Origin of the sequence: Allomuricauda sp. CP2A (assembly GCF_001683915.1) — a bacterium.
Classification (GTDB): domain Bacteria; phylum Bacteroidota; class Bacteroidia; order Flavobacteriales; family Flavobacteriaceae; genus Flagellimonas.
In genome coordinates this window covers 1-14,059 of record NZ_LXTT01000006.1, presented here as the reverse complement: position 1 = coordinate 14,059, position 14,059 = coordinate 1, and the positions used below count along the sequence as shown (strand labels likewise).

Here is a 14,059-nt window from a genome sequence, read left to right as displayed (position 1 = left end):
GGTATAGGTGTACACGCCTGCCCCTGCGAATGCGGGGCTCCATGTGCCCCCTGCGTCGGGGGTTCCCCCCAGCAGTGCGAAAAGGTCTGCTTCGGATAGGGCGGTCCCCTCACAGATGTTGGTGCTGCCGTCGGTCCCTGCATCGGGCTGGTCGGTGATGGTCACGGTCACGGTTGCAGTGGCATCAGTACAAGGCGGGGTGGCAGTAACGGTATAACTGAAGTCATAGCTTCCGGGGAATATTGTGGAGAAGTTCATATTGGCGGGGTTTCCCACGACAGAGTTTGCGCCATTGCCGAAGGCATCGTTCACGTCGGTCCATGTGCCGCCGCTGTCCTCCCCGGCGAGCTGTGCGTTCAGGTCGTATGTGATGTTGTCCCCCTCGCAGATGTCCAGGTCTGTTGGGGTGCCGGCATCAGGGGATGTATATACTTCTATTGTATGTGTTACCTCAATAAAATTACCTGAGGTATCTGTTACTCTATAGGTACGTGTAATGGTCTCTGGATTGGAATTGTTATCTGATACATCACCTACTATATGTTCAACGGTGTCCACGGCACAATTATCCGCTTCATCGGTAACCACATTTGGGTCTGGTGCGGGAACAGTATCACATACCACTATTGTGGTCGGATTGCTTGCGGTAGGAGGTACCAGATCGCCATGGCCAATAGTGAATACATCTTGATGTTCAAAAGTGACATTATCAAAAAAGACATCAGTGCCAATAACGCTTGTGGCATTGATGTAGGTAATTGGCCCAGTAGTGAAATCCCCATCTCCATCGGTGTCTATCATTAAATAGAGGGCACATGAATCAGTGAGTGGGATATCTGAACCTGATAAATCAACTCTTAAGCTAACATTATCAATAGGGTCAACCCCGACAGAAAACGTTTTCTGTATTCGCCATTCCCTAGAGATTCTTTCGATGACGGAGGTATTTGGACTTGGTAATTCTACATTGGTAACATTTAAACTGGCATGGTCATTGCCCCATAGTAAATAATTATGTTCATAAGGATCTATAGCCCCAGTTATCTGTGCATCGATCTCGGTTCTGGTAAAATCCAAGTTGTCAGTGGAGAAATCTGAGTTGGTGGACATTGTAACGATGGCCTCTGTATTGACACTTTTGGATATTCTCTGGTCAAGGTCATATCTCAAGCTAAGTGAATTTAAGACGTCTTTATACCTGTCTTTACCTAACCCTGCAATATCAAAACTATATGTGGGGTCTACTGTCCATATTGTAGTTCCGTCTGCAGCTAGGTAATTATATGTGTCGTTTCCAGTAATACTTCCTAACTGACCTGCAGCATTCAAGGTGATACCGTATTTAATGGCTAGATAAGATTCAACTCGTTGCCTTAGATTGTCAGACATTGGAAAATCTGCCAAAATCACCTCTGCAATATCTCCTGTTAGATTTCTGTTGGGGTCATTGCTGTTGAAATGCTTGCCCAATTTATTGAAATAGAACAAATCATTGTCTGCCAATGGGTCGTTCACCATTTGGGACAAATCAGCCAGACCGTTGACATGTGTATTAAATGTTTCAGAGTCGACACCTGCTTCTCGCGTAAAAGCACCTATGGCAGGCTCACCCAGAAGGTCTATGGAACCTTCGTAAAAATTTCCAGCACCATTGCCTTCCCATGACCTTCCTACTGAAAAATGGTTGTTTTGGGCCATACCCAATGATAGATTCGTTGTCCAATCATCTGGATTGAAAGATAGATGGTGTTGGTCTACATCACCACCAAAAAGCAGCCTTTGGGTTTCGGTACTATTGCCTGCACCAAGTGCTTTGAAGACCACGAAAACGGTTACATCACCACGTGAGTTAGATCTAAAGTGTAATGCCTGGCCATCTCCAGAACCATCAAAATTAACCACTGGATTAAAGTTTATGTTATCCGTAGCATTCCTCCTTACTGTGGGCAACCCAGGAATTGATCCAATGGGTTCCAGATAAAGGGGGTTTGCACCGCTGTTGGGAAAGGGATAATCGAAACCGTCAGGATAGGGTAACGAATAATCCAAAGGGTCTGGATGGGGGACAGCATTCTGTTCAGAGTAATATACGATATCATACCAAGCAGTGACTTGATCTCCATCTTGTCCCAATGTTGTTATCGGGTTAGGGTTAGACAACCCAATGCCATTAGTAGGTGAATTAATTCCTTTTCCCGCTCTGAACCATGTGTCTACTTGCTGGCCTATGGTTGAAGTACTGTGCAGCAGAATGATCAATAAACCAAGAATCGACAAGGGCTTGTTTAGCGATAAATAAAAACGAACATTTGGAAGTTCTGTTTTCATATTGGATTTGTCCGTAGTCGGGAAGTGTAAAAATCTAGTCATAAGCAAGTAGGTTTTGCCACATATTTTTGGGAAAGAAATACATGGCTTTATGTTAACATAGATTTAAAGTACTATACCTACCTTATATATTATGGAGCCAATTAACCTATGTGAGGTTAGAATTGACGAAAGGCGTATATGGATTTATGGCGAAAATTCCAAATAGGGACATTTTGAGTTTTTACAAGGAAGTTGTACTATAGTTTATTCTTGATGTTTCACTTTCTTTTGGAGTATAGAGAAGACCAAAAAAAGCCGCCAAGATTTTTCTTGGCGGCAAACTATCACTGCTTTTTTAAGAATACACGAGTTACACCAAACCTTACATTCTTAATTGAATTATGGACAGGATAGCTATTTGATTAGGTTGATCTCCACTCTTCTGTTCTGTTGTCTTCCAATTCGTGTTGAATTGGTAGCTATCGGTTTTTCTTCTCCAAAACCAATGGCAGACAACCTATCTGAGGCAATGCCCTCATTGATCAAGAAATCCCGGACCGAGTTTGCCCTGGCTTCGGACAGTCTTTGGTTACTTTCACTGCTTCCCACGCTATCGGTATGGCCTTCCACAGTAAATTTGGCATTGGGATATTCATTCAAGATTTGGATGATATCCACCATGGTTGAAAGGGATTCTGATTTGATGGTGGCCTTTCCGGTATCAAAAAGTATGGTACGGGCGTAGTCGTTCAATTGTTTTTGGACTTCCTGGGTTACTTCTGGGCAACCATTATTGCTTACTGGACCAGCTATATCGGGGCATTCGTCATCAATATCCGCAAGGGTGTCACCATCAGTGTCAGGGCAACCTTTATGTTCTATACTTCCGGGAGTAGCCGGACAGCGATCATCACCGTCTATGATGCCATCCCCATCTGTATCCGGACAGCCATTGTATTCTTTTAACCCTACTTCGGTGGGGCAGTGATCATCTTTGTCCAATACGGCATCACCATCGGTGTCTTTCCAAGGGCAACCCTTGTTTTCTGTTGGGCCTGCTTCATTGGGGCAATCATCGTCTTTGTCCAAAATGCCATCTCCATCAGTATCTTTCCAAGGACAGCCTTTGTTTTCGATTGGACCAGCAACCTCTGGGCATTGATCTTCTTGATTGATTATGCCATCGTTGTCCTTATCTTTCAGCCTATTTTGATACACAGGAATTTTAAGACCGGCAAATACATCAATGGCCTTCGTGTTCTTACCGGCTATGGCTGAAATAATAGATCCAGACCCTAAGTATATTGGCCCCAACCTGAGTCCTGCTCCCCATTGGAAGCCTGCTCCTTCGAGAATACTTAAAGGAGAATAAATTCCAAGCCAAGTGCTCTCGAACCTAGGGGTAAGCCTGAATTGGTTCAACACCCTATTGGTGTTGATTTTTTCTTTGGATGTAAGGGGCATGTCTGCATTCAGGTTGAGATATAATCTGGAAGTGATATTCCAATCTACATTGGTGTGGAGCGCAGTGGGCAAGGTGACACTAACAGATTCGGTTTCTGATATCAGGTGAAAGTTGTCCAAAAGGGCTTCTTCCAATACATCACCGTCAAAATTATCAATGTCTTGGGTTTCATTAAGGTCATAGAAGCGATCAACACCACTTACATCATTAATTTTACCAATATCTGTGATAGAGGCACCGAACTTTAACTTGTATTTATTGGTACCTCGGTCCACAATGGGATTTCCATTGACGTCTTTTTTGGTGTATTTGGCATATTCAGGCCTCCACTCATAAACAAACCCTATATCCGTGCCAATGCCTGCTCCTCCATTAAAATCGAAATAGTTACCACCATTGCCCTCATCATCCAGACTGGCTGTATTGCCATAATTAAATAGTCCGGTAGTGGCAACCTGGCGTGAACCTGAATCATAATCCACAGTGATGTCCGAGCCATGTATGTAAACATTACCCATACCCTGTATGTACTTTAAAGAGAGTCCTCCCTTTATGAAATGTTGTTCATTGTCCAAAAGCACCCTGGCGTAAGTAGCACCTATTTCAGCCCAAAGATTAAAGGCCCCCGAGATATTTCCTTCGTCCAAAAAGAAATCCTCAGATTCATCAAACCCTCCTTCTTTGTCCAAAAGTTCTCCATTGGCATCATTTAGGTTGAAAAAAGCCCTGGCCCTGGTAAAAAAGGAAAAAGAGTGTTTTTTGCTGAGACTAAGCATTACAGAAGGACCAAGCACATCAATGTTCCATCCTATAAAATTGCTCTTGGAAGGAAAGGTGGCAGCATTGTCAAATGCATTGCTCATATCACTAAAAGCATCACCAAGGTTAAAAGCAACATAGTTGTTCCCAACAAACGAGCTTGCTCCAAAAAGGTTTATGTCCGTTTTAAGTTTAGAATCGGCAATGTTAGCTGGGTTGGAAATAATACCATGCACCCCATTGTAGTTGTCCTCCAATAAACCAATATAGGATTGGGCATGACTTGTGCCGATGGTCACGATGAGTAAGATTCCCATCAAAATCATTCTTGAATTCATTTTTCTAATTTTTTATAAAGTTGATTTGCAGCTAGATCTTTACGGGATTAGCGTTGTACAAAGAGAATAGAAATATGTATGGGGCTTATATGGAAATGAACGAATGCACCCTTTCAATTGATAAATCAAAAAGCTGGGTTCACCACAGTTTTTTTAATGAAGGTAAAAGAGCCTTTTGCGTGTAAGAAAATACTTCATTCACATAAAGCCAAAAAAAGGAGCTTTAGCTTATTTTGTTTTTAACGCAAAGAATCCCTGCATGTGAAATGGGCAGGAGAGGAGAGGTTTAAAAATAAAAAACCATTACGACCAAGGAACCATTATAGTTCCTTGGCGTAACGGAAACCTCAACTAAACTAAACACTTTTATGACCAACAGTCTTAAAAAGTGCATTGCTATATGTGCATGCGTTAAAATTGATCTTGCTTTTCAATATGTTTTAACGCGTAATTGCACAACAAACATAAGTTGTATTTTTATTTTTAAGATAGGCCAGCTTATGAATGCCCCATTTCAACTAACGAATGGGCAATTTGGTTTGGTGGTTAAAAAAAATGGGGTGGATAAACATGGCCATAAATGATCATGGAATAAAAAAGGCAGCTCATTTGAGCTGCCTTTTTCAGTATTCGAAAAAATATTTTTTGTGGCTAGGAAGAAATCTCTTCGACCGAAGCACCTGGAGCATTTTTTTTCACGGAAGCAACACCATTTTCCATGGCCGAATCGCTGGAATACATCTCGCTGTTTCCAATAACCTGCCCGTTGGATGCTTTTAGGTTAAAATAAGGGCTTCCGTCCTTTGCAGTGTTTCTTTCAAAATTCCCATCGTCCTGTGAATGTGTTCTCACTGACTCGATGCCATTTTCGCAGGCAGCTTTGGAGGAATATCCCTGACTGCTTAAAATTACTTGGCCGTTCCCAGCTTTTAAATTAAACCTGAACTTGCCAGATTTATCTGTTTTAATCTCAAATTTTCCCATGGTAATATGTTTAGAATACTAAATCTAGATAATTTCTTAAAAATTGACCAATAAAAGAGGCTAAATTTATCAATAAATCAAGGTTTTGGGCCTTTAGGCTAGATGGATGGGATTTTAATACTGTCGTTACACAAAAAAGAGGGGTGTCTAAAAAGCTCGTTATCTGTCAGTTCGAGCCTGCCTTTGTCGGCAGACAGGCGCAGTCGAGAACCTAAAAAATGCTGATAATCAATGGGTTTCGACTTAAGTTTATCCTGAGCGAAGTCGAAGGACTAAACCTGACAAATTCAAACTTTTGTTGCTTTTTAGACCTCTTTATTTTATATGATGCAATATTTACACCCTGATCTGTCCATCACCAAATACGTAGTATTTGTTGGTGACCAATTGTTTTAGGCCCAATGGCCCTCGGTGGTGCAATTTGTCCGTGCTAATGGCCAGCTCGGCACCTACACCCATTTGCCCACCATCGGTGAATCGGGTGGAGGCGTTTTGGTACACGGCCGCACAATCTACATTTTCCATAAAGATTTTTGCCACATCATTGTTTTCTGTCATGATGGAGGCAGAGTGACCGCCAGAGTTTTTGTTGATTTTCTCCACGGCCTCGTCAATATTGTTGACGGCACCGATAACGCACTTCATGGCCAAAAATTCTTCTTGCCAAACAGAGGCATCTGGAATGACTTCCTCATCCTTCAACACTTTTTTGACTTCCTCATCCACCAAAATGGATACGTTGTTGGCGGTAAGAACTTGCTTCAATTCCTTGAGCTTGCCCTCGTAGCCATCAATTTGGGTATCCATCAAAATTTTGTCCAATGCGTTACAGGCCGAAATCTTATGGGTTTTTGCGTTCAAGATCACTTTTAAGCTCTTTTCCCAATCCGCTTCCTTGTGCACATATAGGAAGTTATTTCCTCTACCACTTATCAAAACCGCACATTTGGCATGTTCTTTCACAAAAGCGATCAAGCGTTCACCGCCACGGGGAACGATAAGATCCAAGTCTTGGTCCGGATTCCTCAAAAAGTCCTGTGTCTGGGTTCGGTCCATTTCCAAGAATTGGATAAAATCCTCGGGCAATCCGTTTTCGGTCAAGGCTTGGTGCCAAAACTTAACAAGGGCCTTGTTACTGTGATAGGCTTCTTTACCACCCTTCAACAATATTTTGTTGTTGGCCTTGAAAGCTAGTACGGCAGCCTCAACGGTTACATCCGGACGCGATTCATAAATGATCATTATGGTGCCGAAAGGTGCTGTACGGTTGATGATCTTTAAACCGTTGTCCAGCTCTCTTGTGGAGATTTCCTTGTTCACAGGATCCTCCTGCAAGCGAACCTCTTTTACGGCCTGGATCATTTGGTCCACTTTCTTTTGGTCCACGACCAAACGATCGTACAAAGCCTGATCGTCGCGGTTAAATGCGTCTAAATCTTTTTTATTTGCTTGGAGCAATTCTTCTCGATTTTCATCGAGGATTCGCTCCATATCTTGTAATACTTTATTTTTTAAATCTGTTTTTAATAACTTCATTACTCTGGTTTTGAAACTTTTGTTCCTACGTTTTTTCCGTCAATAACATCTAGGATTACGTTATCCCGCTTACCGTTAACAATGTAGGATGGAATGTTATCGGCGGCGGCTTTTTGGGCGTAGCTCAATTTGGAGCCCATTCCTCCACGGCCTTCACCTTCTTGTTTGTTTCCTTCTTCAATATACTTGTCCAGATCTTCCTTTGGCTCAACCTTGTCAATTACTTTGGACTCCTCTTTATCGGGATGTCCATCGTAAAGGCCGTCAATGTCCGTCATCAGGATCAATTTGTCGGCTCTCATTAATTGGGCCAACAGGGTTGCCAGTTCATCGTTGTCCGAAAACATGGACATGGATACGGAAACGGCATCATCCTCATTGGCTATCGGTATTACTCCTTCGGAAAGGAGTCCCTCAATGCAATTGATCATATTGTCACGGTGCACCCCAGGGTTAAAATCCCTTTTTGTGGGAAGTACCTGGGCACATTTCATCCCGAAATCGCTAAAAATGTTGTAATATTTTCTCATCATTCTGGGCTGCCCAATGGCAGAATACACTTGCCTGCGTTGGGTTTTGTCTTTGATCTTTGCTTTTCCCAGCACCTCCTTACCGGCAATTACCGATCCGGAGGAGACCAAAATGGTCATGATGTCGCGCTCATATAGCTCTGCTATTTGCTGTACCAAATTGTTGAGCACAGGCTTTACAATTCTGTTGTCTTTATTAGTCATCACATTTGTACCTACTTTGATGACCACGAGTTCTTTATACATGATTTAGTATTCTTCGCCCAGTTCCACAGCTCTGCCAAATGCTGCAAAGGCGGCTTCTTTGATTAATTCGTTTACATTGTTGTCTTCCATGGAATCCAAGGCGGCCCTGGTTGTTCCTCCTTTGGAGGCCACCATTTCCATCCAGGTATCGGGATTTAGGTTGTTCTGGTTGAACAACTCCACCGCACCGGTAAAGGTTTGGCTCACCAATACTTTGGAGACATTTTCGGAGAATCCCATTTGCAGGGCGGCTTCCATCATGCTCTGCATAAAATAGAAAACGTATGCCGGACCACTTCCAGAAATTCCCGTGGATGCATCAATGAACTTTTCATTTTTTACCCGGAGTGATTTTCCTGTGGTGTCCAATAGGCCTTCCACCATAAAAAGCTCCAAACGGGATACTTCTTCGGCAGAAACATAGCTTGTTAGCCCCATACCGACCTGTGCCGGCAAGTTGGGCATGGCCCTTACCACTTTTTTGATTCCCAAAGCTTCTTGAATATAGTTTATGGTGACTCCCGCCATTATGGAAATGAACAATTGTTCCGGGTTTACCAATTTTTTCATGCGTTGGAAAAGTTCCTCGGCATGATAGGGTTTTACTGCCAAAAAGATGATGTCTGCTTGTGGAACACAGTCTTCGATCTTATCAATGGCGTCGAAATAGGCAATTTTTCCTACTTCTTCCAATTTTTCTTTTGACTTGTCCAGTACCATGATGTTGCGTTTCTTCAACAATTTGGATTTGGACATACCTGTGGCATAGGTAAGTCCCATGTTACCTGCGCCAATTACCAATACTTTCATTGTTTGGATTAAAAAAGGTTATATGATTATTTTAGATGGATATGTTACAGTCCTTGCAGTCTTTTACCTTACCATAGTAGGTTTCCCTATACTTGTGCAGAGTGCGTATGGGAAGCCCCAAGATGTATCTTTTAATGTACGTGACCTGGGTGGTAAGTTCTCCCATTTTGACGCTATAGCGTTTTTCATACTTGGTTTCCCTTTTAATCTTTAAAAGTTTCATTTTGTTGTTAATGTAATGGTGTTTAAGACTATTCGTTTTCCCTTTCGTTAAGGTATTTTTCTTTGTATTGTGCTTTTTTTAGTGTTTTTCTTCGTTCTACTGATTTTTTTGTGTACTCCTGGCGGTCGCGGATTTCGTCCAAACGCTTGGTGTTCCTATATTTTCTTTTATAGCGTTTTAGGGCTCTTTCTATACTTTCGCCAGGTTTTACTTCAATTTTGAGCATATTTTGTTTTATCTGTTCAATCTCATTTCTGTATGGGTTTCGCTGAACCCGTATTCTTCAAAAAATTGTTTGTTGGGGCATTGGTTTTCGCCGGTTATATGGATGGCAACATCTCCTTTGCAATACTGCAGGGTATAATCCAATAACTTTTCCTCAATACCTTGGTTTCTAAACTCGCGGTGCACAACAAAAAAGACCATAAAGTTTTCCGGGATATAATCCCCCATCCCTGTTTTGTTCACCACGGCCAAGGCAAGGATGTTGTCCTTGTCTTCCATGGAGAACACATAACCGCCCAATCCAGGTATCTCCTTCGTGGAGTACTGAATGGCTTTTCGTATGGCCTGTTTTGTGGCCTTTCTTCCTTCTTGGTGCTCAAAAAGAAAGTTGGTGAAACGTGTGGCTTCCATGGTTGAAAGTCTGGTATAGGCATCGTAGGTTTTGATTACCATGCTTATGTTTTGCGATAGAATGATATTAGGGTTTTTATGGTTACAAATAGGGCTTTTGCCATATCTTGAAAAGCGTTGTTTTTTCAAGATTGCGCATTGCAAGAGAAACCTTGGTCAGAGGCAGAAATTAAAAGGTAGGCGGAATGAATTTATCCGGTTGGTTACGAAATACCAGATAGGTAAAACTTAGAATCCTACAGTTTTTTCTCTCGTGGAGCTTGATTTTCATCGGGACAAAGATAAGTCATACAAGCCGTAAATCCCAATTTTACGGGCTTTTATGTTTTTTATAACGTTTTCAGCACCGTAATTATTCTCCCTGTATTTTCATGTTGAAATTAGAATGACGGTTTATTAGAAATCTAATTCGTAATTTTAAAGGAATACAATTTTTTTAAATTGATTTCAGCAATAAAGTTCAATTTCAACACCAACAGACATGAAAACCCAAATGGATAGACGCCTTTTTTTAAAATCATCAACCTTGGCCAGTGGAGGGATGCTGTTGGGGTTTAGTTGGGTGTTATCCTGTAAGGATAAGACCAAAGGATTGGAAGGTACTATGCCCGAAGATTGGGTGGAAGTCAATGGCTACATTAAAATAGCTGAAAATGGTATGATCACCATTATGTCGCCCAACCCGGAAGGGGGCCAAAACGTAAAGACATCCATGCCCATGATCGTGGCCGATGAACTGGATGCGGATTGGGATTTGGTTATTGTGGAACAAGCTCCGTTGGACACCGATAAGTACACCCGTCAATTCATTGGCGGAAGTCAGGCCATTCGTCAAAGCTGGCAACGCCTTAGGCAAGCAGGCGCTTCGGCAAAATACATGTTGATGCAAGCCGCTTCTGAGCTTTGGGAGGTGCCCATGGAAGAACTGACCGCCCAAAAAGGTGAAATTTTCCATTCAGAAAGTGGCAAAAAGACTGGGTATGGGGAATTGGCCACCGCCGCATCCAAACTACCTGTTCCGGAGATGGTTCCTTTAAAAAATATAGAGGAGTTTACCCTAATTGGGACTTCCCAAAAAAATGTCGATGCAAAAAAAATTGTGACGGGGAAACCCTTGTTCGGTATGGACCATCAAAAAGAAGGAATGTTGATAGCCATGATTATTCATCCCCCTGCATTTGGGTTGAAGTTGAAAGATTTTGATGCCTCTTCCATAAAAGATATGCCCGGAATCAGGGATGTCTTTTCCATTACAACCTATCCCGAAGACTACAAATGGCAGTTTTTTGATACCAACTCCTTTTTGGACCTGGTTGTGGTCGTGGGAGATTCCACATGGCAGGTGATGAATGCCAAGAAAGCACTTGAACCCAATGTGGAATGGGAACCCAATTCTGATCTAACGGTTACCAGAGACCGATTTGGAACCGAACAAACCCTGTTTTTCCCTGCGGGACTAGAGAGCACCGATGAACACTCCAAAAAGATGGAAGAAATGTCCCAACAAAAAGGGAGCGTGGAAAGAAAGGATGGAGACCCTGAAAGCGCATTGCGCAATGCATCACAAGTTTTGGAACGTTCGTATACCGCACCCTTTCTGGTTCATAATTGCATGGAACCCATGAACTTTTTTGCAGATGTAAAAGAGGATCGAGCAGAGCTTGCGGGGCCCTTGCAGAAACCGGAATTTACGGAAAAGACGCTATCGGCACGTTTGGGCATCCCTTTGGAAAATATTGACATTCAAATGACCCGATTGGGGGGTGGTTATGGCCGTAGGTCGTATGCGCATTGGTTGGTTGAGGCAGGGATTATTTCCCAACGCATGAAAGCACCCGTAAAATTGGTGTACACCCGGGAGGACGATATGACCTCGGGAATTTATAGACCAACCTACCGAGCTACCTACAAGGCGGCACTGGATACCAACAATAACTTGACGGGATTACATATCAACGCAGGTGGAATTCCAGAAAGCCCCTTGTATGCCAATCGATTTCCAGCTGGGACCTTGGATAATTATGTGGCAGAAAGTTGGGTGATTCCCTCCAATATAACGGTAGGGTCATTTAGGGCGCCAAGTTCCAATTTCATGGCTTGTGCCGAACAATCCTTTTTGGATGAGTTGGCCGAGAAAATGGGCAAGGACCCCATCGAATTTAGATTGGAATTGTTAAGTAGGGCGGAAAATGACCCTGTGGGCGAAGGAAACGAGTACGACCCCGCTCGCTACAAAGGCGTTTTGGAATTGGTCAGGGAAAAGTCCAACTGGGACGAAGAAAAGCCCGGGGTGTTTCGTGGAGTAGCGGCATACTTCTGTCATAATTCCTACGCGGCCCAAGTTTTGGATTTGGTGATGGAAGACGGCAAACCTCAAGTTCAAAAAGTGTATTGCGCAGTGGATTGTGGCATTGTAATCAATCCCGATGCAGCAAAAAATCTCTTGGAAGGTGCTGTAGTGGACGGAATTGGAAATGCCCTGTTTGGGTCATTGACCTTTAAGGATGGCAAGCCCAACAAACAAAATTTTGATACGTATCGATTGATTCGAATGACCGAAGCACCGAAGAAAATAGAAGTTCATTTTGTGCAAAACCAAATTGACCCCACAGGATTGGGTGAGCCGGCATTTCCGCCCGTATTCCCCGCATTGGCCAATGCCATGTACAAAGCCACCGGAAAGCGATTGTACGACCAGCCTTTTTTATGACAATTTATCAATAACATAAAACAAAAAAGCCCCGAAACTTCGGAGCTTTTTGCGGTCTGGACGGGATGCTGCCCCTAATATTTAACATTTCATTAACTTACATTATTTTATTGATTATCAAATAATTAAATATATATTAGTTTTTATTTTACATCATAAAACACTACTTTTCGTGAAAAATGCGGCACGAATGCGGCACGCTGATGTACAATTATAAATTCTACATACCGGATAAATCCAATCAAAATGGAACCCATAGTATCAAATTAAGATATTATGAAAATCGTAATTCGAGAATCCAAATCGATACAGGAATAGAAATCCAACCGAAATATTGGAGCCCAGAGAAATCATTCTTGAAAAAATCGAAAGAAGTCGCTTCCGAATTTGTTCAACTTACCCAAATGGACAGCTTGGCCAATCAAATTGTTTCCAGCTATCGAAATCAAGGAAGGCCACTTTCAAAAAAGATGTTCAAGAAACAATTTGAAGAAGGTGAACCGTCCATCAATTCAAAACCTGTCCAAGACTTTTTTACTGAATTTGACCATTATCTGGAAAGCAAAAAGAGCAAGGTGGTCAAAGATGTCATCAAGGATTACAATTCACTTAAAAAGCATTTGGAGGGTTTCCAGGAATTTTCGGGAATCATCATCGATTTCAATGCTTTTGATTATCATTTCTACCAAGAATGGACGGACTACCTAGCGTACCATGCCCCATTAAAAAATGGAGGTGTCGGAATGAAGAACAACACGATAGGCAAGTTGGTGAAAAACTTAAAGGCCTTCTTAAATGACCGTATGCGTAGAAACCGTATCAAGCCCATAGATCTTTCGGCATTCAAGGTAGTTCAAGAAGAAGTGGACCATATCTATCTATCCGATGATGAAATTCAGTCAATTGCAGCCGTTGATTGTAAAGCCGATAAAGAATTGGAGAAAGTAAAAGACTTCTTTGTAATTGGGTGTTTGACAGGGCTTCGGTTTTCCGATATTTCGAGGATTCGACCTGAGTATTTGGATGATAATGGGTTTTTGAATATCCGACAAAAGAAGACTTCTGGCCGAATTGTAGTGCCACTTCGTTCCCAAGTCAAGAGCATTTTGAGAAGATATGATGGATATGCACCTGATATTGATTCATTCACTTTCAACAGGCGCATAAAGGAACTTGGGGATTCAGCCAAACTTCACCAAAAAGTAGAGATTGAACATAAACGGGGAACTATAAAAGAAGCGCAACTTTTGGAAAAATATAAATTGATAAGTTCCCATACCTGTAGGCGTTCCTTTTGTACCAATGCTTACCTAAATGGCATCGATGTGCAACTCATCATGAAGATTTCTGGCCATAAATCAGAAAAGGCTTTCCGTCGTTATCTCAAAATTTCAAATTATGAGGCCGCCCAAAAATTGAAAGAGGCGTGGGGAATTGCATAAAAATAAAATCTTACTTTACCCTTTAGAGGAACTTCATACTGTCATTAAATAAATATTTAATGATATATAC

10 protein-coding genes and 1 pseudogene are annotated in these 14,059 nt (G+C 42.1%); 2 read left to right on the top strand and 9 right to left on the bottom strand.

The window, feature by feature from the left end:
* The 9 genes and pseudogenes from A7D14_RS00845 to A7D14_RS00805 form a co-directional block, all read right to left on the bottom strand.
* Positions 1–2,370 (bottom strand): annotated as a pseudogene (locus tag A7D14_RS00845) (hypothetical protein); the annotation flags it as partial.
* Between the two features lie 354 nt (positions 2,371–2,724).
* The gene (locus tag A7D14_RS00840) at positions 2,725–4,872 is read right to left on the bottom strand and encodes a DUF5723 family protein (protein ID WP_067028981.1); all 2,148 of its coding nucleotides are present in this window, start codon (positions 4,870–4,872) and stop codon (positions 2,725–2,727) included.
* A gap of 651 nt (positions 4,873–5,523) precedes the next feature.
* A complete protein-coding gene (locus A7D14_RS00835) occupies positions 5,524–5,856 on the bottom strand; it encodes a YegP family protein (RefSeq protein ID WP_067028979.1) in 333 nt (110 codons plus the stop codon).
* 336 nt (positions 5,857–6,192) lie between these two features.
* A complete protein-coding gene (locus tag A7D14_RS00830) occupies positions 6,193–7,392 on the bottom strand; it encodes a glutamate-5-semialdehyde dehydrogenase (protein WP_067028977.1) in 1,200 nt (399 codons plus the stop codon).
* Entirely contained in the window at positions 7,392–8,168 is a 777-nt protein-coding gene (gene proB / locus A7D14_RS00825; RefSeq protein ID WP_067028975.1) for a glutamate 5-kinase, read from the bottom strand. The genes A7D14_RS00830 and proB overlap by 1 nt, the downstream gene beginning before the upstream one ends.
* A 3-nt stretch (positions 8,169–8,171) precedes the next feature.
* On the bottom strand, positions 8,172–8,978 hold the full coding sequence (proC, locus tag A7D14_RS00820) for a pyrroline-5-carboxylate reductase (RefSeq protein ID WP_067028973.1): 807 nt from the start codon (positions 8,976–8,978) through the stop codon (positions 8,172–8,174).
* 31 nt (positions 8,979–9,009) lie between these two features.
* Positions 9,010–9,201 carry a hypothetical protein gene (locus A7D14_RS19575; protein WP_083157916.1) on the bottom strand — a complete coding sequence of 64 codons (192 nt, stop codon included), beginning with the start codon at positions 9,199–9,201 and terminating at the stop codon, positions 9,010–9,012.
* A gap of 28 nt (positions 9,202–9,229) precedes the next feature.
* Positions 9,230–9,427: a 30S ribosomal protein S21 gene (rpsU, locus tag A7D14_RS00810; protein ID WP_067028969.1), complete on the bottom strand. Its 198-nt coding sequence runs from the start codon at positions 9,425–9,427 to the stop codon at positions 9,230–9,232.
* A gap of 8 nt (positions 9,428–9,435) precedes the next feature.
* A complete protein-coding gene (locus A7D14_RS00805) occupies positions 9,436–9,879 on the bottom strand; it encodes a GNAT family N-acetyltransferase (protein WP_067028967.1) in 444 nt (147 codons plus the stop codon).
* A gap of 451 nt (positions 9,880–10,330) precedes the next feature.
* Here A7D14_RS00805 and A7D14_RS00795 point away from each other — a divergent pair, with 451 nt between their 5' ends.
* Together A7D14_RS00795 and A7D14_RS00790 are read left to right on the top strand one after the other, a co-directional pair.
* Complete coding sequence (locus tag A7D14_RS00795) at positions 10,331–12,547, top strand: xanthine dehydrogenase family protein molybdopterin-binding subunit (RefSeq protein ID WP_218058491.1); 2,217 nt, start codon at positions 10,331–10,333, stop codon at positions 12,545–12,547.
* A 179-nt stretch (positions 12,548–12,726) separates the two neighbouring features.
* The gene (locus A7D14_RS00790) at positions 12,727–13,989 is read left to right on the top strand and encodes a site-specific integrase (protein ID WP_081894290.1); all 1,263 of its coding nucleotides are present in this window, start codon (positions 12,727–12,729) and stop codon (positions 13,987–13,989) included.
* The last annotated feature ends 70 nt before the right edge of the window (positions 13,990–14,059 follow it).

Excerpts from the sequence above, each read along its gene's own strand:
- proB (WP_067028975.1), bottom strand. The coding sequence starts at position 8,168 with ATGTATAAAGAACTCGTGGTCATCAAAGTAGGTACAAATGTGATGACT.
- proC (WP_067028973.1), bottom strand. The coding sequence starts at position 8,978 with ATGAAAGTATTGGTAATTGGCGCAGGTAACATGGGACTTACCTATGCC.
- A7D14_RS00805 (WP_067028967.1), bottom strand. The coding sequence starts at position 9,879 with ATGGTAATCAAAACCTACGATGCCTATACCAGACTTTCAACCATGGAA.
- A7D14_RS19575 (WP_083157916.1), bottom strand. The coding sequence starts at position 9,201 with ATGAAACTTTTAAAGATTAAAAGGGAAACCAAGTATGAAAAACGCTAT.
- rpsU (WP_067028969.1), bottom strand. The coding sequence starts at position 9,427 with ATGCTCAAAATTGAAGTAAAACCTGGCGAAAGTATAGAAAGAGCCCTA.
- A7D14_RS00790 (WP_081894290.1), top strand. The coding sequence starts at position 12,727 with ATGCGGCACGAATGCGGCACGCTGATGTACAATTATAAATTCTACATA.
- A7D14_RS00835 (WP_067028979.1), bottom strand. The coding sequence starts at position 5,856 with ATGGGAAAATTTGAGATTAAAACAGATAAATCTGGCAAGTTCAGGTTT.
- A7D14_RS00795 (WP_218058491.1), top strand. The coding sequence starts at position 10,331 with ATGGATAGACGCCTTTTTTTAAAATCATCAACCTTGGCCAGTGGAGGG.
- A7D14_RS00840 (WP_067028981.1), bottom strand. The coding sequence starts at position 4,872 with ATGAATTCAAGAATGATTTTGATGGGAATCTTACTCATCGTGACCATC.
- A7D14_RS00830 (WP_067028977.1), bottom strand. The coding sequence starts at position 7,392 with ATGAAGTTATTAAAAACAGATTTAAAAAATAAAGTATTACAAGATATG.